Source organism: Hahella sp. NS-SX17, assembly GCF_057367735.1.
The window spans coordinates 5193162-5213548 of sequence record NZ_CM170632.1 but is presented as its reverse complement, the minus strand read 5'-3'; the positions used below and the strand labels follow the sequence as shown (position 1 = coordinate 5213548).

Genomic DNA, 20387 nt, shown 5'->3' with positions numbered 1-20387 from the left:
TGTTTATAATGCCTGCTCACTATGCTATGGCCTGATACCGGGCCCGATTCACTGAGATATAAAACAGGTAACTGCTACCATGACGGTAAGAACCCGTATTGCACCATCTCCCACCGGCGATCCTCATGTAGGAACCGCTTATATTGCGCTTTTCAATCTGTGCTTCGCTCGTCAGCACGGCGGTAAATTCATTCTACGTATTGAAGATACTGATCAGGCCCGTAGCACGATGGAATCGGAACAAGACATTCTGAGCGCTTTGAGATGGTTGGGGCTGGAATGGGATGAGGGGCCGGATGTCGGCGGTCCTCATGCCCCTTATCGTCAAAGCGAAAGAAAAGACAGTTATCGCGCTTATGCTGAAGAATTAGTCGCTAAGGGGCGCGCATACTACTGCTTCCGCACGCCGGAAGAGTTGGATGTCATTCGTGAAGAGCGTAAAGCGCAAGGTTTGCCGCCGGGCATAAAAGGAGATCTTGAGTTGCCTGAAGATGAAGTGAAGCGTCGTCTGGCTGCTGGTGAACCTCACGTTATCCGCATGAAAGTGCCGGATGAAGGCGTGTGCGTTGTGAAAGACATGTTGCGTGGCGATATTGAAATCGATTGGGGGCAGGTCGACTGCCAGATCCTATTGAAATCCGATGGCATGCCGACTTATCACCTGGCCAACGTGGTGGATGACCATCTGATGGAAATCACCCACGTTATTCGCGGTGAAGAGTGGATCAACTCGGCGCCTAAGCACATGCTGCTGTATCAATATTTTGGCTGGGAAATGCCGACGCTGTGTCATATGCCGTTACTGCGCAACCCGGATAAAACCAAGCTGAGCAAACGCAAGAACCCAACCAGCATTAATTTCTATGAGCGTTTGGGCGTGATGCCGGAAGCGTTGCTGAATTATCTGGGCCGGATGGGTTGGTCCATGCCTGACGAGAGCGAAAAGTTCACGCTGAACCAAATGATCGAGAATTTCGACATTAAGCGCGTTTCGCTTGGCGGACCGGTTTTTGACATAGTGAAACTGCGTTGGCTGAATGGGCTCTGGATGAGAGAAAACCTGAGCGAAACTCAGTTCCTGGAGCGTCTGGTGCACTGGTCATACAATAATGACTACGCCGCCAAGATGATTCCTCATGTGCAAAGCAGAGCAGAAACATTTTCTGATGTGGCTCCGTTGGCGGCCTTCATGTTTAGCGGTTATTTGCCGATTAAAGAGGAAGATTTCGCCGCCTCCAAGCTGGAGGCGGAGCAGCTCAAGAAGGTGCTGCAATATTCGCTGTGGCGACTGGAAGCCCAGCGTCACTGGACCAAAGAGAATATATTCGCTGACTTGAAAGCGCTCAGCAAAGCGATGAGTGTGAAAATGGGCGACTTTATGATGCCGATTTTCGTATCTATCGCGGGCACGCCAAATTCTTGGTCAGTCGTGGACTCCATGGAAACTCTGGGCCCCGATATGACTCGAGCTAGGCTGCGTTTTGCGCTGGAAGTATTGGGCGGGCTGTCCAAGAAAGGGTTGAAGGCTGCAGAGAAAGAGTTCGCTCAAATTTCAGCCGCTATCGACGCTACTGAAAAAAATTAGAATTTTTTCAAAGGTAACGCTTGACTCAATGGGGGGATCTCTCTAACATACGCCTCCGTTGTGACACGGGGCCATAGCTCAGCTGGGAGAGCGCAACGCTGGCAGCGTTGAGGTCGACGGTTCGATCCCGTCTGGCTCCACCAAGTTTCTAGTCCCCTTCGTCTAGAGGCCTAGGACACCGCCCTTTCACGGCGGTAACAGGGGTTCGAATCCCCTAGGGGACGCCAAATTGAAAGCCCTCATATCGAAAGATATGAGGGCTTTTTTTATGCTTTCGAGGCTGAAGTTTTTCTCAGCGCCGCCGATAACCTGTTAGCGACTGCAGTTTGTTGGGCGGAGGCTTCATGCAGATCCAATCCTCTTCTATTCAGTTTTCCAACCAGGGTGTTTCGCAAGAAAAAACGCTGGAGCGCGAACGTCTTTTGTTTGTCTCTTCACAGTCTTCGCTGGCAGATGCTTCCGGTTCTTATTTGCTTGGCCAGCGACAATCTTATTTCAATTATGACGCCAATCAATCTGAAAGCGCCCAGGTGTACTCCAAGGTGCTCTCTGGCGATGGTCAGACAGAGGTGCTGGATAGAAACTCTGTCTTATCGCAGATCGTCCAGGTTGGGCTGCAGGGGGAAGAGGCGGTGCAAGTGATTGCTGGCGGGGCGACAGGCGGTGTATCCGTCGCAGGTGAGGCGGTTGTGGCGTTTAGTCGCTATTCCTTTGTATCTGAATCACAAAGCTCCACAACCGTCTCTTCCGGTGTGATCAATTTGGAAGATGGTAGAGAGATTGCCTTCACTTTATATCTCAATCGTGAGCGTGCGAGTGTTGTTGAAAGTCAATCTAACCTTCTGGTCAGCGCTAGAGTGATGACCGATCCGCTGGTGCTGAACTTTGGTGCGGAGTCCGCGACACTGCGTAATACATCCTTCAGTTTTGACCTGAATGGAGATGGGCGGGGGGAGGATATTGCAGAGTTAGGCTTTGGTAGCGGTTATCTGGCGCTGGATGTGAATGGCGACGGGGAAATCAACAATGGCGGTGAGATGTTCGGGGCGTATAGCGGTGATGGCCTGGGAGACCTCTCTCGTTATGATGCGGACGGCAATCGTTGGATTGACGAATCCGACCCCGTTTTCTCCAGCTTGCGTGTTTGGACGGCTTCGGAAAATGGTGATAAAAAGCTATTGTCTTTGAGGGAAGTGGGTGTTGGCGCGATCTATTTAGGCTCAACGCCAGACTCTTTTGAATTGGTGGGAGATTATGGGCGGGTGCTTGGTCGTACTAAAACCACAGGAATTATGCTGATGGAAAATGGCGAGGTGCGTACTTTGCAGGAAATTGATCTTGCGCACTCCGCTCCAGCCAGTATGAGACCCTTTTCTGCTGAAGTAATTGAGGATGCTCGTGCTGAACTTAATTTAGGTGGCGCTCAGACGTCCTCAGAAGGCGTACAAGGTTCAAGCTTTATGCTCGGAATGCAGGATGTGCTCGCGAAACTTAATGAGCTTAGAGAGCGGCAGAAACAATATTTGGAAGCGATGGCCCCGGCGAAAGTGAAATTTAAATCACCGCTTGAGCAGCTATTGGCGCAAATGGAAGAAGAGCGCCGAAAACTGCAGCGGCGCTTACACAAGGACTAAGGGGAAGGTGTGTAAAACTGGTTAGTGAATGGTCTTGGGGAGCACTTTCGAAGGATCGCTTTCAACGCCATAGGTATCTACTGCTGTAACTGCGAAATAGTGTTCGCCCGCTTCAAGATTGTCGAAGTAATAGGAGTCGGCGTCGGCTGCTACTTTTACTGATTTCCAGTCGTCGTTTGCTGCTTTGTTGCTGTCAGATGCTTTCAGTGGAGCGAAGCTGTGATAGACCCGGTAGCCCGCTATCTCCGATGCTTTTAGTGGCGAGCCGTCCTCTCGCGTGGCGGGCGCGTCCCAAAAAACATATACCCCATTGGCTCCAGAAGTTGATTTAGGGGCTTCTTCACTGCCGCCACAACCGGTAACTATGGTTGTAAGAATGATAATGCCTGTAAATATGGGTAAGGATTTATTGCGTACGCAAGCAGATAAAATTGATGCAAATCCTGCAAATGACATGGACTTCACTGTAGGTACCGCCTTATACCAGCTCCTGATTTTGCGATGGAGTTTAAACCAAGCCTGTGACGGGATTCTGTTTATTTCGGTAACGAATTGTTTCTTAACAAAAAATTACATGCTAAGAAGGCTGGTAAGGCCTCAAGAGTCGCTGTCGCTCGTGTGGAAATAGCGGGCGTAGGCGGGGCTCAACTTCTAAAGCTGTAACAAGCCAAAGTATTAATAAAATGATGCGAATATCGATACTTGATGGGTAATTATCCGCAACCTGCCTAATGTTGCATGGCGCCCAGGAAGTGCTGCTGCTAATCTTCGCTAAAACAAAGTGTTATAAAAAATCGCCGGATAGCGATCAGCTATCCGATCGCATTTAGCCCTTGCGGAGTTCCTTCATGGCTAATAAAGGCGTGTTTAATTTGCTCGGCTCCATTCGATTTCTGCCGTATTTTTTGACGCAGGCGTTTGGGGCGTTCAACGATAATCTTTTCAAACAGGGTATTTTGCTACTGTTCGCTTATAAGTTGAGCGAAGAAGAAAGCGCAACGCTGGTGAACGTAGCGGCCGGTTTATTTATCCTTCCCTTTTTTCTTTTTTCTCCGTTAGCGGGACAGCTCGCTGACAAATATGAGAAAGGAAAATTGATTCGAATCATCAAACTAGTGGAAATTGCGCTCATGTCGCTGGCCGCGTTTGCTTTTGTCTCTGAGTCCAAAGTGATGCTGCTGTTTTTACTATTTATGATGGGAGTGCAGTCTGCAGCATTTGGTCCTGTCAAGTACTCCATCTTGCCCCAGCACCTGAAGCATGAAGAGCTCTTGGCGGGTAATGCCTTGGTGGAAATGGGCACTTTCCTGGCTATCTTATTCGGCACTATTCTCGCGGGCATTTTATTCAGTCATCCAGGCGGAGTGAACCTGATTGCGGGTGGCATTATTGCTTGTGCGATTGTGGGTTACGTCGCCAGTCGCTCTATTCCTCAAGCGGACCCGGCAAACCCGCGGTTACGTTTAAACTGGAATCCAATCACGGAAACCCTGGGGACGGTGCGTGAGGTGAAAGATAACCGCGCTGTTTTTCTTTCGGTGATGGCGATCAGTTGGTTTTGGTTTTTGGGTGCGAGCTATCTAACGCAGTTCAATATCTTCACCAAGGAATATTTACTGGGGAATCCTGCCGTAGCGACCGGGCTACTGACATTATTCTCTATTGGCGTCGCTACAGGGTCATTGTTATGCAGCAAGCTATCGGAGGGTAAGGTAGAACTTGGACTTGTTCCCATAGGCTCGCTGGGGCTCACTCTTTTCGGCGCACACTTGTACTTCTCGACGCCCTCGGTCAATGGCATGGAATTGCGGACATTTGGGGAGTTCCTCTCTGACCCATCCGGTTATGGCGTGCTGGTGGATCTGTTATTCATCGGTTTGTTTGGTGGTTTCTACATCGTACCTTTATATGCGCTGATTCAAGAGCGCTCAGATGAAAAGAAGCGAGCGCAAGTTATTGCGCTGAATAATGTTATGAATGCTATCTTCATGGTGTTCAGCGCTGCCTTCGCCATCGTTTTTCTGTCTCTGATTGGGCTTAGCATCCCCGAGTACTTTCTGGTGCTGGCGGTCATGAACGCCGTAGTCGCCGCATACATTTTCAAACAGGTGCCAGAATTTGCGCTGCGTTTTTGCATCTGGCTGCTGGGGCATACAATGTATCGGGTGAAGCACCGAGGCTTGGATAATATACCTGAAGAAGGGGCGGTCGTGCTGGTGTGCAATCATGTCAGCTATGTTGATGCAATGCTGATTGGCGGCGCTGTCCGCAGGCCTGTACGCTTTGTTATGGATAAAGGAATATATGAAATGGCTGGTATGCACTGGTTTTTCAAACTGGCGCGCACTATCCCCATTACTTCCGAGAAGAGAGACCCGGAAACCTATCGTCGCGCTTTCGAAGCGATCAGCGAGGCTTTGGAAAATGGAGAGGTGATTTGTATCTTCCCGGAGGGCCGTCTGACGAAAACTGGCGAAATTGATGCGTTTAGAAAAGGCATTGAGCTGATTATCCAGCGTAACCCTGTACCGGTGACGCCAATGGCGCTACGAGGGTTATGGGGCTCTTTCTTTAGTCATAAAGGCGGTGTGGCCTTGGCTAAGCTGCCTCGACGTTTCTGGTCTAAAGTCGAGCTCGTGGCGGATGCAAGCTGGGAGCCTGATAAGGTCAGCGCTGATGCGCTGGAGGATAAGGTAAAAGTTTTAAGAGGGGAGTGGGCCTAGCCCTTCCCCCGGTGGCGTGGGAGTCTAACGCTCAGCGATAGCGCCTTTCTTGACGCCTTCATACGCCCGTACGGTAAACCAGTTTTGCGGGCGTTGCTTTTTAAGTGTTTGCGCAATGTGTTCGGCAATCCACTCAACAGTGGAATCTGTCTCAATCATATAAACGCGCTTCTTCGGCATTAATAGCTCGAAGTCTCCTTGCGAGGCGGTATATTTGAACCGTATGTGCTCAACGCCATTAATGGTTTCTTCTTTATCGACATCTTCCTGGCTACCGATATAAATATCTTTCCACTTTTTCGCCCATTGATACTCCGTCAATTGGCTGCGCTGTCCGTCCGCGAATATTTCCAGCTTGGAGCGATGACCGTGGGCGATGCGCTGACAGTTGCCTGCGTGCTTTTTCAGGCCGTGAGTGTAGTGGTAGTAAGCGCCTTGAATATTCTCTTCTCGCAGTCTGATTTTTACCTTTTTGACGTTGTCCGGCACCACGCTTTGCAGGTGCTTGGTCAACAAAGGTTCTACTGATTCGATATCGATCTCTGTCAGGGGGAGCGCTGCAATAGCGTCAGTAGGGCCGGAGATATAGAACTGAGCCTCGCCGGGGAAGCTGCAACTGACTTCAATGCGTTCTCCCTTTTGCTTAACGTTCATATCAAGCAAGTCCTGGGGTACTACCAGTTTGTGGTCAATCATATCCTCCGCAGCCTGGCGAAGGATTTTTTTGACGTCACCGAAATCGAACACCATGCCTTGTTCGTCAAGGTCGCCGGAAAGTTCGATGTCCATGATCCAGCTTTCTCCAACGATGCCGCGGAGAGGGTGAAGGTAAGAAAAATCAAGGACGGTAAGGTGATCAACAAACAGACGATTCATAAGGACTGGCTATAAAGTGAGCTATGTGTGCGAAATTAATGCTGCGTTATATCGCTTAAAGACGTGTAAGTCCAGTATTGCTGAGTATTTTCCTGGGGCTTCTCCCGCCGCTTCCCTCAATGAAAAGGGCGGGAGACGACAGGAGAATGTCAGCCAAAGATGCCGGAGATGAATGCGACGCCAGCGGCGAATACGCCGATGCTGATCGACAATGCGATCATATAAGCTTTATTGCTGGTGCTGCGTTGCGACTCTGCGTATAGCTCAATAGTGCGTTGAGCAATGTCTTCCGCTGTTTCTCTGGAAATATCATGGGCCTGTTGAATGGCCTCCGCCTGCAGGGTTTGCCAAAACTCGGTGTCAATGGACTGCACTGTTGTCATGTGGTCTTTCAGTTCGTCCAGTTGCTTCTGAGTGATCGCAGGTGAAGCGCCTGTGGCGGGCGCCGTCGGCGCTGCATTCTTGAGCTCTTCCTTGATTTCATTCAGCTCTTGGCTGATTTCTCTGGCCAGTTCCGCAGACACTTCTTCTTTGAGCGCTGCGAAGCTGGTGGTGATTTGATTTTCAATGCGGCTATAAAAAGTTTCTATACGCTCATCATGTCTGTTTTGTAGTTCTTCCGACAAGCGCTTGAGGTGAGCGTACTGCTCGTCAAACAGATCGCTCAATAACTCGTGAACGCGCGTATTCAGGCTGGTTTTCACCGTAGAACGGGCGACCTGTTCAATCATTTCTATGGGCAGACTGAACGCTTTTCCGTTTACGGGTAAGGCGTCATGAGGTGAAGGCGGCTGCTCTTCTTTAGCTTTAACTTTGGCGACGGTTGCTTCTTCCGCATCATCCACGTCATGGTCGCTGAAGGCGAAATCCATGGCGGTCAGATCAATGGGCGCTGAAGTCAGGTTGCCTGCTTCAATGTCCCGATTGAGTTGCTCCAGAATACTGTGAAGGCCATCTGTTTGCGGTGGCTTGGTGAGAATGTTGTAAATACCGAATCGCTTGGCGGCGTCCTCAAACTCCTTGGACTTTTTCGATGTGCACATAATGATCGGTATGGCGGCGGTGTCCGGATTGGACTTGATCGCCTTGGAGGCTTCCACTCCGTTCATACCCGGCATCAGGTGATCCATAAATATCACGTCGGGTGGAGAATTCTTGCTCAAATAATCGAGCGCTTCCTCCGCAGAGCCGGCCAGATTTACGTTCATGCTGACGTTCTCAAGCAGCTTGCTAAGTGCAAACCTTGCTACTTTTGAGTCGTCAACGAGTAACGCAGTTTTAATTGTCATGGTGTACCTCAAATACCAATGTCACCGTCGCAGCGCGCTAACATAGCTGACTTTGGGTGTTTGTTACCAGCCTTCAAGAGGCGGGCATTGAGTTGCTCTATAACTTTTCAGGCGATAGCAAACGCCGGGGTTACTGCTGCGGGCGGTGAATATCTCGCCCTCCGGCGTGGTCAGTGTCGCCAGTCCGTATGGTTTGCCGAATTTAAATGTACCGCTGATTTTACTGCCATTGGGGTTCAATAATTCCCCCTGTCCATGAAACTTCCCTTCAAAGAACTGTCCGGTGTACTTTTTGCCGTCCGCGTAAATGAGCTCCCCTTTGCCCTGGAACTGTCCGTTGGCGAAGCCTCCTTCGTAATGTGTTCCGTCCGGGTAGGTTAACGAGCCGGAACCATGATATTTGCTTTCGGAAAAACCGCCGACGTAAAGCATGCCGTTTTTCCCGGTCAGTGTGCCTTCGCCATTCAGCTTTCCATCAACCCAGTAGCCTGTGTAGATATCGCCGCTCTTCAGTGTGAGTGCGCCCTCGCCGTTGAACTGATCGTCTCTGAAGTCGCCGACATACAAGTCGCCGTTGGGTTGCTTGAAAGAGCCGCGTCCATGTTTGCGTCCTTCATACCATTCACCGTTGTATTCTGCGCCGTTGGACATTTTCAGCAATCCTTTGCCGTGGAAGAGTTTGTTGACGAACTCCCCCTGGTAGCGAGAGCCATCTTTGCCGGCATAAGTGCCTTCGCCCGTTACAACGCCGTGTTTCCATACGCCATCTCTATAATCCACAATCGTTATGCGATCCAGAGTCACACTGATAGTGCGAGAATCACCGCGGGTAAGATCGATTTTACTGCGAAAGGTTTTGTAGCCTTCTTTGCTGACTTCAATGTCGTATTCGCCAGCAGGCAGTTCCACTTCAACTGCGCTGGAGCCGTAGGGGTCGCCGTTAATAAGAACTTTGTCGTTGGCGACGTTCGAGCGGATAAAAAGCTTGCCAGTATCAGGCATAGTGGGGGAGGGCGTCTCCTTGGTCTCTTTCGCAACGACCTGCTGAGGTAGAGAGAGCACCTGGTTTGCGTCTGCTGAAGCCAGTAGTTCTTCACCTTCTGCATCTTGTGTGGCGTTTGATTCTTCCAGCGCTTGTTGTTGCTCGGGCGACAATTGGTCGACGAACAGGATGGCTTCTTCCAGCGACTCCCCAGGCGCGTTTTCGGAAGAACGGAAGCTTTCCAGCTGGGCGCTGAGATCCGCACTGCCGATCGGCGTGCCATAATCGGTAGTTTTAATATCGCCTGCCCTGCGCTCCGCCGCGGGGGATAAACTATCCGCCAGCGCCGGTATGTTGATATCTTGCCTATGGGCGAAGCCGGCGGTCACCAGCAACATCAGGACAAGCGCATTGATAAATAAAAGTGGTCTCAGATCGACCATTATTACTACCTTGCCATCAACCCATGTGTAATTTGTAAGTCATCTTAGCCCTTAATCCGGCTGATTGTAACCAAATAGGTCACGGCTTCTATTAAATGCATATAGTGTCACATTGCTGTTGGTATTGGCTCACGCTAAATATCTGTCCTGATTATGTTTTGTTGCGAGTTTGCAACTCCTCCCAGGCGCGCATGTGGACATCCGCTTCATACTCATAGGGGCTCTTGAAGGGCGTAAGTATGAAGTCAAAAACCGCGAAGGTGAAGCCGATTGAAAACCACGCGATAAATAAAGTTTCAATGGTCGCCGCCTGGCTTTGTGGGTTGGCTTCCACGAAGGACTGCAAACTGGGCAGAATATCCTGCACCATCGCCACTGGATTGAATCTCGACAGCACCAGAGGAACCCAGAAGGCGATAAATATCGGGAAGAAGGTAAAGGACCATAAAAAGCGTCGCAGCAAGTAGATCAGAGTGGCTTTCACATACCGGGTGCGTAGCTCAGGAATCTTCTTGATTTCATTCAGATAGCGCTTGCGTTCCACCCAATAGGCTTCAATCTCTACTGGAGCTGGAGCTGGAGCTGGAGCTGGAGCTGGAGCTGGAGCTGGAGCTGGAGACTCGCCCGGTGGCGTTTCGTTGTTGTTTTCGCTTGTCATAGAGTCTGGTCTTTGCCTTTGGGTTCTGACATATTCGTATCAAAAGCTACATCCGATCTGCCGATGTCAGCGTTTTAGCATGTAAAGATTAAAGTCTGAAATAGTGGATGTAACTACATGACAGATCAAGTAAATCGCCCCAAGGGCGTCACCAGTGTCGCTCTTATCGCTCACGATAACAAAAAGGCCAACCTGATCGCCTGGGTGGAAAAAAATAGCGTTAAACTGAACAAATGTACAGTCTACGCGACGGGCACAACGGGAAAATTGATTGCTGAAAAAACGGGAGTGGAAGTCCAGCGCTGCCACAGTGGACCGCTGGGTGGAGATCAGCAGATAGGCGCTTTGATCTCTGAGGGGAAAGTGGATTTGCTGATATTTTTCTGGGATCCGCTGGAGCCGATGCCGCACGATCCTGACATCAAAGCGCTGTTGCGTCTGGCGACATTATGGAATGTCCCCAGCGCCTGCAATTCTGCGACAGCCGACTTTCTGATGAACTCCAATTTGTTTGAAGAGTTTCTACCGCAGCGCCCGGATTTCGACTCTTATCTCAATCGCGATGTTCCCGGTAGCTGACCGTATTCAATAGTCATGCGCAATCGAAGAGATAGAAAGATATGTCGAGCGTGGCATTCGGTAAATATCAGTTCTCTCTGTTACACTTGTTTAAATTGCTGCTCCGCGGAGGCGCTATTTTAAGTCGTTTATAATGGTCGCTAACTGAGCAGCGCAAGGAACTAAAACTCATTCGACACCCGAAAGGTTGGCTGGAAATAAATGTCTGACTCGTTGTCTTTGGATATCGCCCATCCCACATTTGAATGCATTAGCCGACGCAAAATAGATGCGTTGAAAGTCGAACTTCAGGAATTTCGGCATTTGAAAACCGGAGCCAGACACTTTCACCTGAGCTCTGAGCAAAAAGAAAACGTGTTTTTGGTTGCGTTGCGTACGGTGCCCACTGACTCCACTGGCGTGGCCCACATTCTGGAGCATACGACGCTGTGCGGCAGCAAAAATTTCCCCGTTCGCGATCCGTTTTTCATGATGACGCGGCGTTCGCTAAATACCTTTATGAACGCTTTCACCAGTAGCGACTGGACGGCATACCCTTTCGCTAGTCAGAACCGTAAAGATTATTTTAATCTGCTTGATGTTTATTTGGATTCCGTGTTTTTTGCGAATCTGAATGAGCTGGACTTTGCGCAAGAAGGGCACCGGTTTGAATTCGAGGAAGCGGAAAACCCTGAGTCAGATTTGGTCTATAAAGGCGTCGTCTACAATGAGATGAAAGGCGCTATGAGTTCGCCCATGTCGCAATTATGGGGAGCGGTCACCCGATATCTGTATCCGACATCCACTTATCATTACAACAGTGGCGGCGAGCCCGAACATATCCCTGATCTGACCCATGAACAGCTGCTGCAGTTCTACCGCAAGCATTATCATCCCAGTAATGCTGTGTTCATGACCTTTGGCGATTTGCCGGCGAATGAGCTGCAAAAAGTATTTGAAGATAAGGCGCTTAAACAGTTTGAACGCTCTGACGATCTTCCTGTCATCAGTGATGAGAAACGCTATTTTTCACCTGTTCGCGTCCAGGAAGCCTATCCGCTGGCGGCGGAAGAAGAGGCCGCATCAAAGTCTCATATCGTAATGGGCTGGTTGTTGACGCCAAGTGGCGATCTCGAACGCAACCTGGAAGCTCACCTGCTGTCCAATGTTCTACTGGAAAACAGCGCCTCACCTTTGATGCATGCTCTAGAGACCACTGACTTAGGCCACTCGCCGTCCGGTCTGTGTGGTTTGGAGGACTCTTATAAAGAAATGGCGTTTGTGTGCGGAATAGAGGGCTCGGAGCCTGGTCGCGCTGCGGCGTTTGAGTCTTTGGTGCTGGGCGTGCTGGAAAAAGTGGCGACGGAAGGCGTACCTCTGGAGAAACTGGAAGCTGTGCTGCACCAGTTGGAACTGAGTCAGCGTGAAATTTCTGGGGATTCGTATCCTTACGGTCTTCAGTTGATTCTGGCGGCTATGTCACCTGCGTTGCAGGGCGTAGATCCTGCGGAGCTGTTGGATATCGACCCGGTGCTGGTGAAATTGCGGGAGCGCATCAAGGACCCGGAATACATCAAAACTCTGGTGAAAGAGCTTTTGCTGGATAACCCACACCGCATCACATTGACTCTGGCTCCAGATGCGCAATTGGAAGCCCAGCGCGAGAAGTATATTCACGCCAAGTTGCAGGCGGTCAAGTCCCGCCTTTCTGATGACGAGAAGCAAAAAATTGTCGCGCAAGCGCTAGCGCTGAATGAACGTCAGAACCAGAAAGACCCGGAAGATATTCTTCCTAAAGTAGGGCTGGACGATGTGCCTCTGGATATTGCGATTCCTGAACCGATCAAGGCCAAGGGCGCTCTGCCGTTGACGGCGTACGCTCAAGGGACGAATGGTTTGATTTATCATCAGGCTATTCTGCCGCTGCCTGAGTTAAGCGACGATGAGATGTCGCTGCTACCCTTGCTGACCTTCTGTCTGGCTGAAGTGGGAGCAGGCGGGCATTCCTACCTGGAAATGCAGGAGCGTCAATCTGCATACACTGGTGGTGTTTCCTGCTATTGGGAAATTCGTGGCGAAGTTGCCGATGAGCAGAAGTGTAAAGGCTTTTTAGTTGTTTCCGGTAAGGCGTTACAGCGCAATCAAGCTGAGCTGATTGGCTTGATGAAGGAATTCTTATACCAGCCACGTTTCGACGAACTTGATCGTATCAAGGAGCTGGTCGCCTTGTTGGCCTCCAGGCGGGAGCAGGGCGTGACCAGCAATGGTCATGGCATGGCGATGATGGCGGCGGCCAGCCGCTTGAGTCCCGCGGGGGCGATTGGCCATCGCACCGGTGGTCTGGCGGGCATTCAGTGGATCAAGGCGTTGGATAAGTCGTTCGCGGATAAAGCGAAACTGCAGGCGTTTGCAGATAGTCTGAAGCAATTACATCAGAAACTTATCGCTAATCCAGCGCAGTTCTTGAGCGTCGCTGAACCTGCTAATCTGGATGCGTTCAACCAGGCGGCTTCAGAGGGGTGGGGTAATGCATCCCCTGATTCTGGAGTAAGTCTGCTTAACTTGCCTTCCACGCGAGAGCATTGTCAGGTGGGCTGGATCACCAACAGTCAAGTCAGCTTCTGCGCTAAAGTTTACGCCACGGTTCCCAGTGATCATGCTGACGCCGCCGCGTTGACCGTATTAGGGCATTACCTGCGCAACGGCTTCCTGCATCGGGCGATTCGTGAGCAGGGCGGTGCGTATGGCGCAGGCGCCGGGCAGGATAACGCCAACTCCGTATTCCGCTTCTATTCCTACCGTGATCCACGGATAGAAGGAACATTAAGCGACTTTGACGAATCCATTGCCTGGCTGTTGAATCGCGAGCATGATCCCGCGGAACTGGAGCAGGCAGTATTGGGCGTAGTCAGTAATATTGATAAACCGCGCTCCCCGGCGGGGGAAGCGAAGTCTGCTTTCCATAGCGAACTTTTCGGCCGCACCGCAGAACAGCGGAAGCAATTCCGTCGTCGAGTGCTTGGAGTGACGATGGAGGACTTGGAAAGGGTGGCCAAAACCTATCTGTTGAACCAGGAAGCCAGTGTTGCGGTTGTCAGTGGAGAGGGCGCTAAAGACACGTTCAATAAGTTGAACCTGACCGTACACAAGATATAAGCCTTTGGGCGGCGTATCTGATATGCGCGCCTGATATAAAGCAAGAAGCCCTGGCGGTGCAGACCGCCGGGGCTTTTTTATCAGCGAATGCGGCGTTCGATACCGGTCATCATCATGATGCGGGTGGATATTTCTTCTACAGAATAGTCCGTCGAATTCAAATAAGGGATGCGCTCTCGACGGTACATCAGCTCTACTTCCTCCACTTCATAATTACATTGCTTGATAGAGGCGTATTTAGAATTGGGTTTGCGTTCGTTACGAATGACTGCAAGGCGCTCGGGATCTATAGTCAAGCCAAAGATTTTTTCACGATAACTGCGCAGTGATTCTGGCAGGCGTTGATCCAGGATGTCGTCTTCAGTCAGGGGGAAGTTGGCGGCCTTGATGCCGTATTGCAGCGCCAGGTAAATGCAGGTTGGGGTTTTGCCGCTACGGGAGACGCCGACCAAAATAATATCCGCTTCGTTGTAGTAGCGAACTCGCGCTCCATCGTCATTTTCCAAGGCGTAGTTCATAGCATCGATACGACGGTTGTAGGAGGAGTTGCTGACAATGGAGTGGGACTTGCCGACAGTATAAGTGGATTTGGAGCCCAGCTCCTGCTCCAGAGGCTCCAGAAAAGTGCCAAAGATATCAATCATATATCCTTGGCTTTTACGTATCTCCGCACGGATTTCGCTATTAACGATAGTGTCGAATATGACAGGTTTATTGCCGTCTACTTCAGAGGCTTTATCTATGCGCGCGACAGCTTTACGGGCTTTTTCCAATGAGTCGATATAAGGCAGGGTGATCTTTTCAAATTCTATGAATTCAAACTGCGCCAGCAGACTCTGTCCCAGGGCTTCAGCGGTAATGCCTGTGCCGTCTGATATAAAAAATGCGGTTCTTTTCATGAAGTTTAACCTGCTCAAAGCATATAAATGGCGGAAGTAATAGTTAGTTATGATTTAAATGTATCTGTGCGCTTCCTTTGTTGCGAGTCCCGCCGCCAACAAGACTGGTTTGGAATGCGGTATTTGAAAGACTTGATCGTAATCGCCTAATTGCTAATTGTCTTCCTGTATTGTCGGATGCAGAGCCCAGTATACAGATGCTAGACTACGCCGGATAAGTCGCTTATAAAGTGAATCACAAATAAGATTAGGCATAAACATCATAGGGATGGCTGCTACTTGTAGTTATCTCGGTAAACGGTTACAACTGTGTGGCGCCGCTGAGCTATGATTTGCGACATGCTTCGTAGTTTGACGCCAAACGCTATGATTTGACTAGGGAGAAGCACCTTGGAAGATTACATCATTTGGTTTGAAAGCCTTGGTATGGGCGATATCGACAAAGTGGGGGGGAAGAATGCCTCACTTGGCGAGATGATCAGTAACCTGGCTCATGCCGGGGTTACCGTTCCGTTGGGGTTCGCCACTACCGCTCACGCTTATCGTGAGTTCCTCCAAACAGAGGGATTGGACAAGCGTATTCATGATGAGCTGGCCAAGTTGGATGTGAACGATGTGGTAGCGTTAGCGGAAACCGGTTCCCGTATTCGCCAGTGGATCACAGAGACTCCTTTCCCCAAGCCCTTGGATGAGGCGATCGCCTCTGGCGTCGCCAAATTGCAAGAAGGCAACCAGAATATGGCGGTGGCGGTTCGTTCCTCCGCTACTGCAGAAGACCTGCCGGACGCCTCTTTCGCAGGTCAGCAGGAAACATTCCTGAATATTGTCGGCGTTGATAATATCAGGCACGCAGTGAAAGAAGTTTTTGCGTCCCTGTTTAATGATCGCGCTATTTCCTATCGCGCTCACCATGGTTTTGAACACAGTCATGTAGCGTTGTCCGCAGGCATTCAACGTATGGTGCGCAGTGAGTCCGCCTCCAGCGGGGTCATGTTTACCCTGGATACTGAATCAGGTTTTAAAGACGTTGTGTTCATCACTGCCTCATATGGCCTGGGTGAAACCGTTGTGCAGGGCGCTGTAAATCCGGATGAGTTTTACGTCCATAAGCCAACATTTGAAGCCGGTCGCCCTGCTGTATTGCGTCGCAACCTGGGCAGCAAGGCTATCAAGATGGTTTATGGCGATCACGGCTCTGCCGGCAAGTCCGTGCAGACAGTGAATGTCGATCAGGAAGATCGTGGCAGGTTTTCTCTGACTGATGAGGAAATATATGAACTCACCCGTCAGGCGCTGGTAATTGAAAAGCATTATGAGCGCCCAATGGATATCGAGTGGGCGAAAGACGGCGACGATGGCAAGCTGTACATTGTGCAGGCGCGTCCGGAAACGGTTAAGAGTCGCGCTTCCGCCGTTATGGAGCGTTATCTGTTGAAAGAGAAGGGAAAAGTGCTGTGTGAAGGCCGTAGTATCGGCCAGAAAATCGGCAGCGGTCCTGTTCGGGTCATCACCAATATTTCCGAAATGGACAAGGTTAAAGATGGTGATGTGCTAGTCACTGATATGACAGATCCAGATTGGGAGCCGGTAATGAAGCGTGCTTCCGCTATTGTGACGGATCGCGGCGGTCGTACGTGCCATGCGGCGATTATTGCGCGTGAGCTGGGTATTCCTGCGGTGGTCGGTTGTGGTGACGCGACAGATTTGTTACATGACGGCGTCAATGTGACAGTGTCCTGCGCTGAAGGCGATACCGGTATGATCTATGAAGGCCTGCTGGACTTTGAGCTGCAGAAAAACAGCGTGGAGTCCATGCCCAAGCTGCCCTTCAAAATCATGATGAATGTCGGTAATCCTGACCGCGCCTTTGACTTCCAGGCGCTGCCCAATGAAGGTGTGGGCCTGGCCCGCCTGGAGTTCATCATCAACCGTATGATTGGCGTGCATCCCAAGGCGCTGTTGAACTTTGATACTCTTCCGCGCGATGTTAAGCAGGTGGTGGAGAAGCGTATTTCCGGTTACTCGTCTCCCGTTGATTTTTACATTGAGAAGCTTGTTGAAGGCATTTCCACGTTGGCGGCGGCGTTTTATCCGCAACGCGTCATCGTGCGCTTGTCTGATTTCAAATCCAATGAGTACGCCAACCTGATTGGCGGCACCATCTATGAACCGGAAGAAGAGAATCCCATGCTGGGCTTCCGTGGCGCCTCCCGTTATATTTCGGACTCTTTCCGCGACTGCTTTGAATTGGAGTGTCGCGCGCTGAAGAAAGTCCGTAATGAAATGGGCTTCACCAATGTGGAGATCATGGTTCCGTTTGTGCGGACTGTGGGAGAGGCCAAGCAAGTTGTAGAGCTGCTTGAACAGAATGAACTGCGTCGCGGCGACAATGGTCTGCGTCTGGTCATGATGTGCGAGCTGCCAGCCAATGCGTTGTTGGCGGAGCAGTTTCTGGAATACTTCGATGGCTTCTCCATCGGTTCCAATGACTTGACTCAGCTGACGCTTGGTTTGGACCGCGATTCCGGTATTGTGGCGCATCTGTTCGATGAGCGTAACGATGCGGTATTGCGCCTGTTGTCTATGGCTATTCAGGCCTGTAAGAACGCCGATAAATACATTGGTATCTGCGGACAAGGCCCGTCTGACCACCCAGACTTCGCCAAGTGGCTGATGGATCAGGGCATCGATAGCGTCTCCTTGAACCCTGACTCCGTCTTGGATACCTGGTTCTTCCTGGCGGAAAAACACGCGTAACGACAGCGTTGGAGATGTTTGCAAAGCCGGCTATAAGCCGGCTTTTTGCGTTTAGGAAGAAGTTTGTTTTCTCGACAAACGCGACGCAAGAAAAGAGGCGAAGGAGACGATATGGTGGGTGGAGAACGTAGTGCTTTGATATTGGGGGCGAGTGGTCTTGTCGGTGGGCTATGTCTTCGTCATTTGCTTGCATCGGCGCACTACGCGCAAGTGACTGCGGTTGGGCGTCGCCTTATGGAAATGGATGACTCGAAGCTGACGCAGAAAGTGGTTAATTTTGATCAATTGGAACAGGCGTTGGCGGGTATACGTGCGGACGATGTGTATTGTTGCCTGGGCTCAACTATGAAAAAGGCGGGTGGTCAGGCGGCGTTTAAGCTCGTCGACTATGGATATCCTGTTGCTGCGGCTCGTGTTATGAGGCGTAATGGCGCAGCTCATTTTTTGCTGGTCTCGGCTCTAGGTGCCTCAGAAAAGTCATTGTTTTTCTACAATCGTGTTAAAGGAAAAACAGAGCGTGCAATACTGGAGGAAGGCTTTCCTTTTGTGACGATCTTTAGGCCTTCTTTACTACTCGGTGAGCGTCAAGAGTCTCGACTTTTGGAAGGGGCTGGCGTTAAAGCGGCGGCATGGCTGAACCCCCTAATGCGGGGGCCGCTCAGAAAATATGCCGGAGTTGATGCAAAAAAGCTGGCGCATCGTATGGTCTGGGAAGCCGAAGAAGCTTTAACACGGAACAGGCCGTCCGTTCTGACGCTTGAGTCCGATAGTTTACAGAGACCTATATAAAAGACGGCCTTGGGCGTTTAAGTTTTTTGATAAAAGTCTTTTAATAATGCTCTCAGCACTTTCATAAAAACAGGGAGAACCAGTAAGTGACATATGTGACTCCGGATTTATGCGATGCATATCCACAACTAGTCAAAGTCGTTGAGCCGATGTTTCAAAACTTCGGCGCTAAAAGTTCATTTGGCGGAGAAATGGTGACTGTTAAATGTTTCGAAGATAACTCCGTCGTAAAACAGCAGGTGGAACAGCCGGGGCATGGCAAGGTCATGGTGGTTGATGGGGGCGGTTCGAAGAGGGCGGCGTTGTTGGGCGATATGTTGGCGGAGAAAGCGGCCGCCAATGGCTGGGAAGGCATTATTATCTACGGCTGCATTCGGGACGTTGATGTGATTCGCCAAACTGATCTCGGCGTTCAGGCATTAGGCGCCCATCCCATGAAAACGGATAAGAGGGGAATCGGGGATCTGAATGTAGACATTACGTTTGGCGGCGTCACGTTTAAGCCTGGTCATTATATCTATGCTGACAACAACGGCGTGATCGTGTCGCCTGAGCCGCTGAGTATGCCTCAGGCATAACAGAGTCAGCATAGCAAAAAGGCGTCGGGTGACGCCTTTCATGGATATCAATTGACGACTTTGGTGATTTCTACGCCGATGATGTATCTGTCTTCAGATACGGGCGTGCACCGGATTACTCGGACGACGGTCTCAAAAGAAGGGAAGGCTTCGTTTGACGAGGGTAGGGAGGTCTGAAATTCGGCGCCCTCGGGGAACGGCTCTCCGATTTCGATGGACATTCCCGCTCCACTCAGGTCTTTGCAAACCCCTGTTAAGCTTCTGCCAGTGTCGGCGATAGTCAACACAATTTCTGAGTCGACTTTCATACGGATGAAATCACGTTTCTCGCTATAATCGCGCATAGTTGTCAGTCTCATCGCGGCCTCACTTATTGTTATTGGGTCCTTAGTTTTATACGCTGCTAAAAAGAACCTGTCAAAGCTGGATTTGTTATAAGTTGGCCTATTGGTAGAACATTTGGTATGTGCTATTGAGTGAAGGCACTATATATTGATAGCATGAAAACCTTTCCCCCCCTTCCAAGCACATCCGCTTACATGATTTCGGACGCTTTTTCAGCTCACTGCGTTATAAAAATTACAGTGATGAAAGTATCCGGTTATAAAAGGCTTTAAAGAAACAAACGGACGTTTGTTTCTTTATATATGAACAGTGTAGCACTCGTCCGCAAACATACCGGATGTTATTGCAGGCAAGCTCTGAGGGGAAATCTAGAGAGGTTACCAGCCAGCTTTCTTTTCTCTCTTAAACATGGGAACGATCAGAGCGATGATGACGCCAAGCAAAACCAATCCGCCGCCCAGTAGCATCTTGTCGCGCTCATCGCTGTCTTTCAAACGCAGGTTTTCCGCAGAGAGTAATTCCACCTCGTTTTTCAGCTTCTCATTGCTTTCCCTGAGTTCGCGGTTACGGGTATCCAGGGCAATGGCGTTTTCAGAAATGCGTTTGATATTGCTGAGTTCCAACTGAAGTTCTTTGTTGGACTTTTCCAGTTGCTCCCGGGCTCCTCCCAGATTGGAGTTTTCGCCCTTAACCTGACTGTATTCATTCTGCAGATCGGTAAATTTCTGCTGTAATGCTGTGTATTGTTGATTCAGTCTATTGAGTTTGTCTCTGGCAACGGGTTCGTTCACCAAAAATCGAGTAGGCAACCAGCCTTCGATGCCCTCTGGGGTGCGGATCAAACTGTAGCCGGATTCTGAGTTGGTTTGTATGTGTTCAACCGGCGTGCCGCTTTTTATGCCTTTGTGAACAATACGAAACTCCAGCCCCTGGCCGCTTCTCAGCGGAGCGTACATGGTGTCGTCAATATATTTCGTATCTGCAAATGCAAATGAGGAAATTAGCAAACCGGCTATTAAAAGCGCTTTTTTTCCCACGTTGTAGTTCCTAATCAGTATGCGGTGACATGGTTGGAAAGCCAGGGCGCGCGCGTCATTGTTTCAGTTTGAGCTAAC

The 20387-nt window shown here is 50.2% G+C and carries 16 protein-coding genes and 2 tRNA genes; 10 read left to right on the top strand and 8 right to left on the bottom strand.

The window, feature by feature from the left end; all coding sequences use genetic code 11:
- The first annotated feature begins 79 nt into the window (after positions 1-79).
- The 4 genes from gltX (at position 80) to AC2IBB_RS23195 (ending at position 3219) form a co-directional block, all read left to right on the top strand.
- Positions 80-1585, top strand: coding sequence for a glutamate--tRNA ligase (gltX, locus tag AC2IBB_RS23210; protein WP_486329101.1), 1506 nt, complete (start codon positions 80-82; stop codon positions 1583-1585).
- Between the two features lie 67 nt (positions 1586-1652).
- Positions 1653-1728, top strand: a tRNA-Ala gene (locus AC2IBB_RS23205).
- 8 nt (positions 1729-1736) lie between these two features.
- A tRNA-Glu gene (locus AC2IBB_RS23200) sits at positions 1737-1812 on the top strand.
- 117 nt (positions 1813-1929) lie between these two features.
- Positions 1930-3219 carry a hypothetical protein gene (locus AC2IBB_RS23195; protein ID WP_486329100.1) on the top strand — a complete coding sequence of 430 codons (1290 nt, stop codon included), beginning with the start codon at positions 1930-1932 and terminating at the stop codon, positions 3217-3219.
- A 21-nt stretch (positions 3220-3240) separates the two neighbouring features.
- Here the strand turns inward: AC2IBB_RS23195 and AC2IBB_RS23190 are convergent, their stop codons facing one another.
- Positions 3241-3675, bottom strand: coding sequence for a fibronectin type III domain-containing protein (locus tag AC2IBB_RS23190; protein WP_486329099.1), 435 nt, complete (start codon positions 3673-3675; stop codon positions 3241-3243).
- 392 nt (positions 3676-4067) lie between these two features.
- Between AC2IBB_RS23190 and AC2IBB_RS23185 the strand changes: the two genes are divergently transcribed.
- Positions 4068-5942 (top strand): MFS transporter, encoded by a 1875-nt coding sequence (locus tag AC2IBB_RS23185; protein ID WP_486329098.1) that lies wholly within the window; start codon positions 4068-4070, stop codon positions 5940-5942.
- Positions 5943-5966: 24 nt separating this feature from the next.
- On the opposite strand, the gene AC2IBB_RS23180 is transcribed toward AC2IBB_RS23185, so the two are convergent.
- From AC2IBB_RS23180 to AC2IBB_RS23165, 4 genes are all read right to left on the bottom strand, one after another.
- Positions 5967-6731: a 6-carboxytetrahydropterin synthase gene (locus AC2IBB_RS23180; protein ID WP_486329097.1), complete on the bottom strand. Its 765-nt coding sequence runs from the start codon at positions 6729-6731 to the stop codon at positions 5967-5969.
- Between the two features lie 236 nt (positions 6732-6967).
- Positions 6968-8107, bottom strand: a complete 1140-nt coding sequence (locus AC2IBB_RS23175; protein ID WP_486329096.1) for a response regulator — start codon at positions 8105-8107, stop codon at positions 6968-6970.
- A 63-nt stretch (positions 8108-8170) separates the two neighbouring features.
- Entirely contained in the window at positions 8171-9532 is a 1362-nt protein-coding gene (locus tag AC2IBB_RS23170; protein ID WP_486329095.1) for a PEGA domain-containing protein, read from the bottom strand.
- Positions 9533-9683: 151 nt separating this feature from the next.
- Positions 9684-10190: a hypothetical protein gene (locus tag AC2IBB_RS23165; RefSeq protein WP_486329094.1), complete on the bottom strand. Its 507-nt coding sequence runs from the start codon at positions 10188-10190 to the stop codon at positions 9684-9686.
- Between the two features lie 117 nt (positions 10191-10307).
- Here AC2IBB_RS23165 and AC2IBB_RS23160 point away from each other — a divergent pair, with 117 nt between their 5' ends.
- The gene (locus AC2IBB_RS23160) at positions 10308-10769 is read left to right on the top strand and encodes a methylglyoxal synthase (protein ID WP_486329093.1); all 462 of its coding nucleotides are present in this window, start codon (positions 10308-10310) and stop codon (positions 10767-10769) included.
- 201 nt (positions 10770-10970) lie between these two features.
- A complete protein-coding gene (locus AC2IBB_RS23155) occupies positions 10971-13904 on the top strand; it encodes an insulinase family protein (protein WP_486329092.1) in 2934 nt (977 codons plus the stop codon).
- Between the two features lie 80 nt (positions 13905-13984).
- Here AC2IBB_RS23155 and ppsR read toward each other — a convergent pair whose 3' ends face one another.
- The gene (ppsR, locus tag AC2IBB_RS23150; RefSeq protein ID WP_486329091.1) at positions 13985-14803 is read right to left on the bottom strand and encodes a posphoenolpyruvate synthetase regulatory kinase/phosphorylase PpsR; all 819 of its coding nucleotides are present in this window, start codon (positions 14801-14803) and stop codon (positions 13985-13987) included.
- A 426-nt stretch (positions 14804-15229) separates the two neighbouring features.
- Between ppsR and ppsA the strand changes: the two genes are divergently transcribed.
- The 3 genes from ppsA (at position 15230) to rraA (ending at position 18927) form a co-directional block, all read left to right on the top strand.
- Complete coding sequence (gene ppsA, locus AC2IBB_RS23145; RefSeq protein ID WP_486333995.1) at positions 15230-17560, top strand: phosphoenolpyruvate synthase; 2331 nt, start codon at positions 15230-15232, stop codon at positions 17558-17560.
- A gap of 111 nt (positions 17561-17671) precedes the next feature.
- Positions 17672-18349 (top strand): NAD(P)H-binding protein, encoded by a 678-nt coding sequence (locus AC2IBB_RS23140; RefSeq protein ID WP_486329090.1) that lies wholly within the window; start codon positions 17672-17674, stop codon positions 18347-18349.
- A gap of 86 nt (positions 18350-18435) precedes the next feature.
- Entirely contained in the window at positions 18436-18927 is a 492-nt protein-coding gene (rraA, locus tag AC2IBB_RS23135; RefSeq protein WP_486329089.1) for a ribonuclease E activity regulator RraA, read from the top strand.
- A 47-nt stretch (positions 18928-18974) separates the two neighbouring features.
- On the opposite strand, the gene AC2IBB_RS23130 is transcribed toward rraA, so the two are convergent.
- Both AC2IBB_RS23130 and AC2IBB_RS23125 read right to left on the bottom strand, forming a co-directional pair.
- Positions 18975-19271 (bottom strand): PilZ domain-containing protein, encoded by a 297-nt coding sequence (locus AC2IBB_RS23130; protein WP_486329088.1) that lies wholly within the window; start codon positions 19269-19271, stop codon positions 18975-18977.
- Between the two features lie 378 nt (positions 19272-19649).
- Positions 19650-20309: a TIGR04211 family SH3 domain-containing protein gene (locus AC2IBB_RS23125; RefSeq protein WP_486329087.1), complete on the bottom strand. Its 660-nt coding sequence runs from the start codon at positions 20307-20309 to the stop codon at positions 19650-19652.
- Between the last annotated feature and the right edge of the window lie 78 nt (positions 20310-20387).

Bases quoted from the DNA above. Each gene is read 5' to 3' on its own strand.
- gltX (WP_486329101.1), top strand. From the start codon at position 80: ATGACGGTAAGAACCCGTATTGCACCATCTCCCACCGGCGATCCTCAT.
- AC2IBB_RS23195 (WP_486329100.1), top strand. From the start codon at position 1,930: ATGCAGATCCAATCCTCTTCTATTCAGTTTTCCAACCAGGGTGTTTCG.
- AC2IBB_RS23190 (WP_486329099.1), bottom strand. From the start codon at position 3,675: ATGTCATTTGCAGGATTTGCATCAATTTTATCTGCTTGCGTACGCAAT.
- AC2IBB_RS23185 (WP_486329098.1), top strand. From the start codon at position 4,068: ATGGCTAATAAAGGCGTGTTTAATTTGCTCGGCTCCATTCGATTTCTG.
- AC2IBB_RS23180 (WP_486329097.1), bottom strand. From the start codon at position 6,731: ATGGACATCGAACTTTCCGGCGACCTTGACGAACAAGGCATGGTGTTC.
- AC2IBB_RS23175 (WP_486329096.1), bottom strand. From the start codon at position 8,107: ATGACAATTAAAACTGCGTTACTCGTTGACGACTCAAAAGTAGCAAGG.
- AC2IBB_RS23170 (WP_486329095.1), bottom strand. From the start codon at position 9,532: ATGGTCGATCTGAGACCACTTTTATTTATCAATGCGCTTGTCCTGATG.
- AC2IBB_RS23165 (WP_486329094.1), bottom strand. From the start codon at position 10,190: ATGACAAGCGAAAACAACAACGAAACGCCACCGGGCGAGTCTCCAGCT.
- AC2IBB_RS23160 (WP_486329093.1), top strand. From the start codon at position 10,308: ATGACAGATCAAGTAAATCGCCCCAAGGGCGTCACCAGTGTCGCTCTT.
- AC2IBB_RS23155 (WP_486329092.1), top strand. From the start codon at position 10,971: ATGTCTGACTCGTTGTCTTTGGATATCGCCCATCCCACATTTGAATGC.
- ppsR (WP_486329091.1), bottom strand. From the start codon at position 14,803: ATGAAAAGAACCGCATTTTTTATATCAGACGGCACAGGCATTACCGCT.
- ppsA (WP_486333995.1), top strand. From the start codon at position 15,230: ATGGGCGATATCGACAAAGTGGGGGGGAAGAATGCCTCACTTGGCGAG.
- AC2IBB_RS23140 (WP_486329090.1), top strand. From the start codon at position 17,672: ATGGTGGGTGGAGAACGTAGTGCTTTGATATTGGGGGCGAGTGGTCTT.
- AC2IBB_RS23130 (WP_486329088.1), bottom strand. From the start codon at position 19,271: ATGCGCGATTATAGCGAGAAACGTGATTTCATCCGTATGAAAGTCGAC.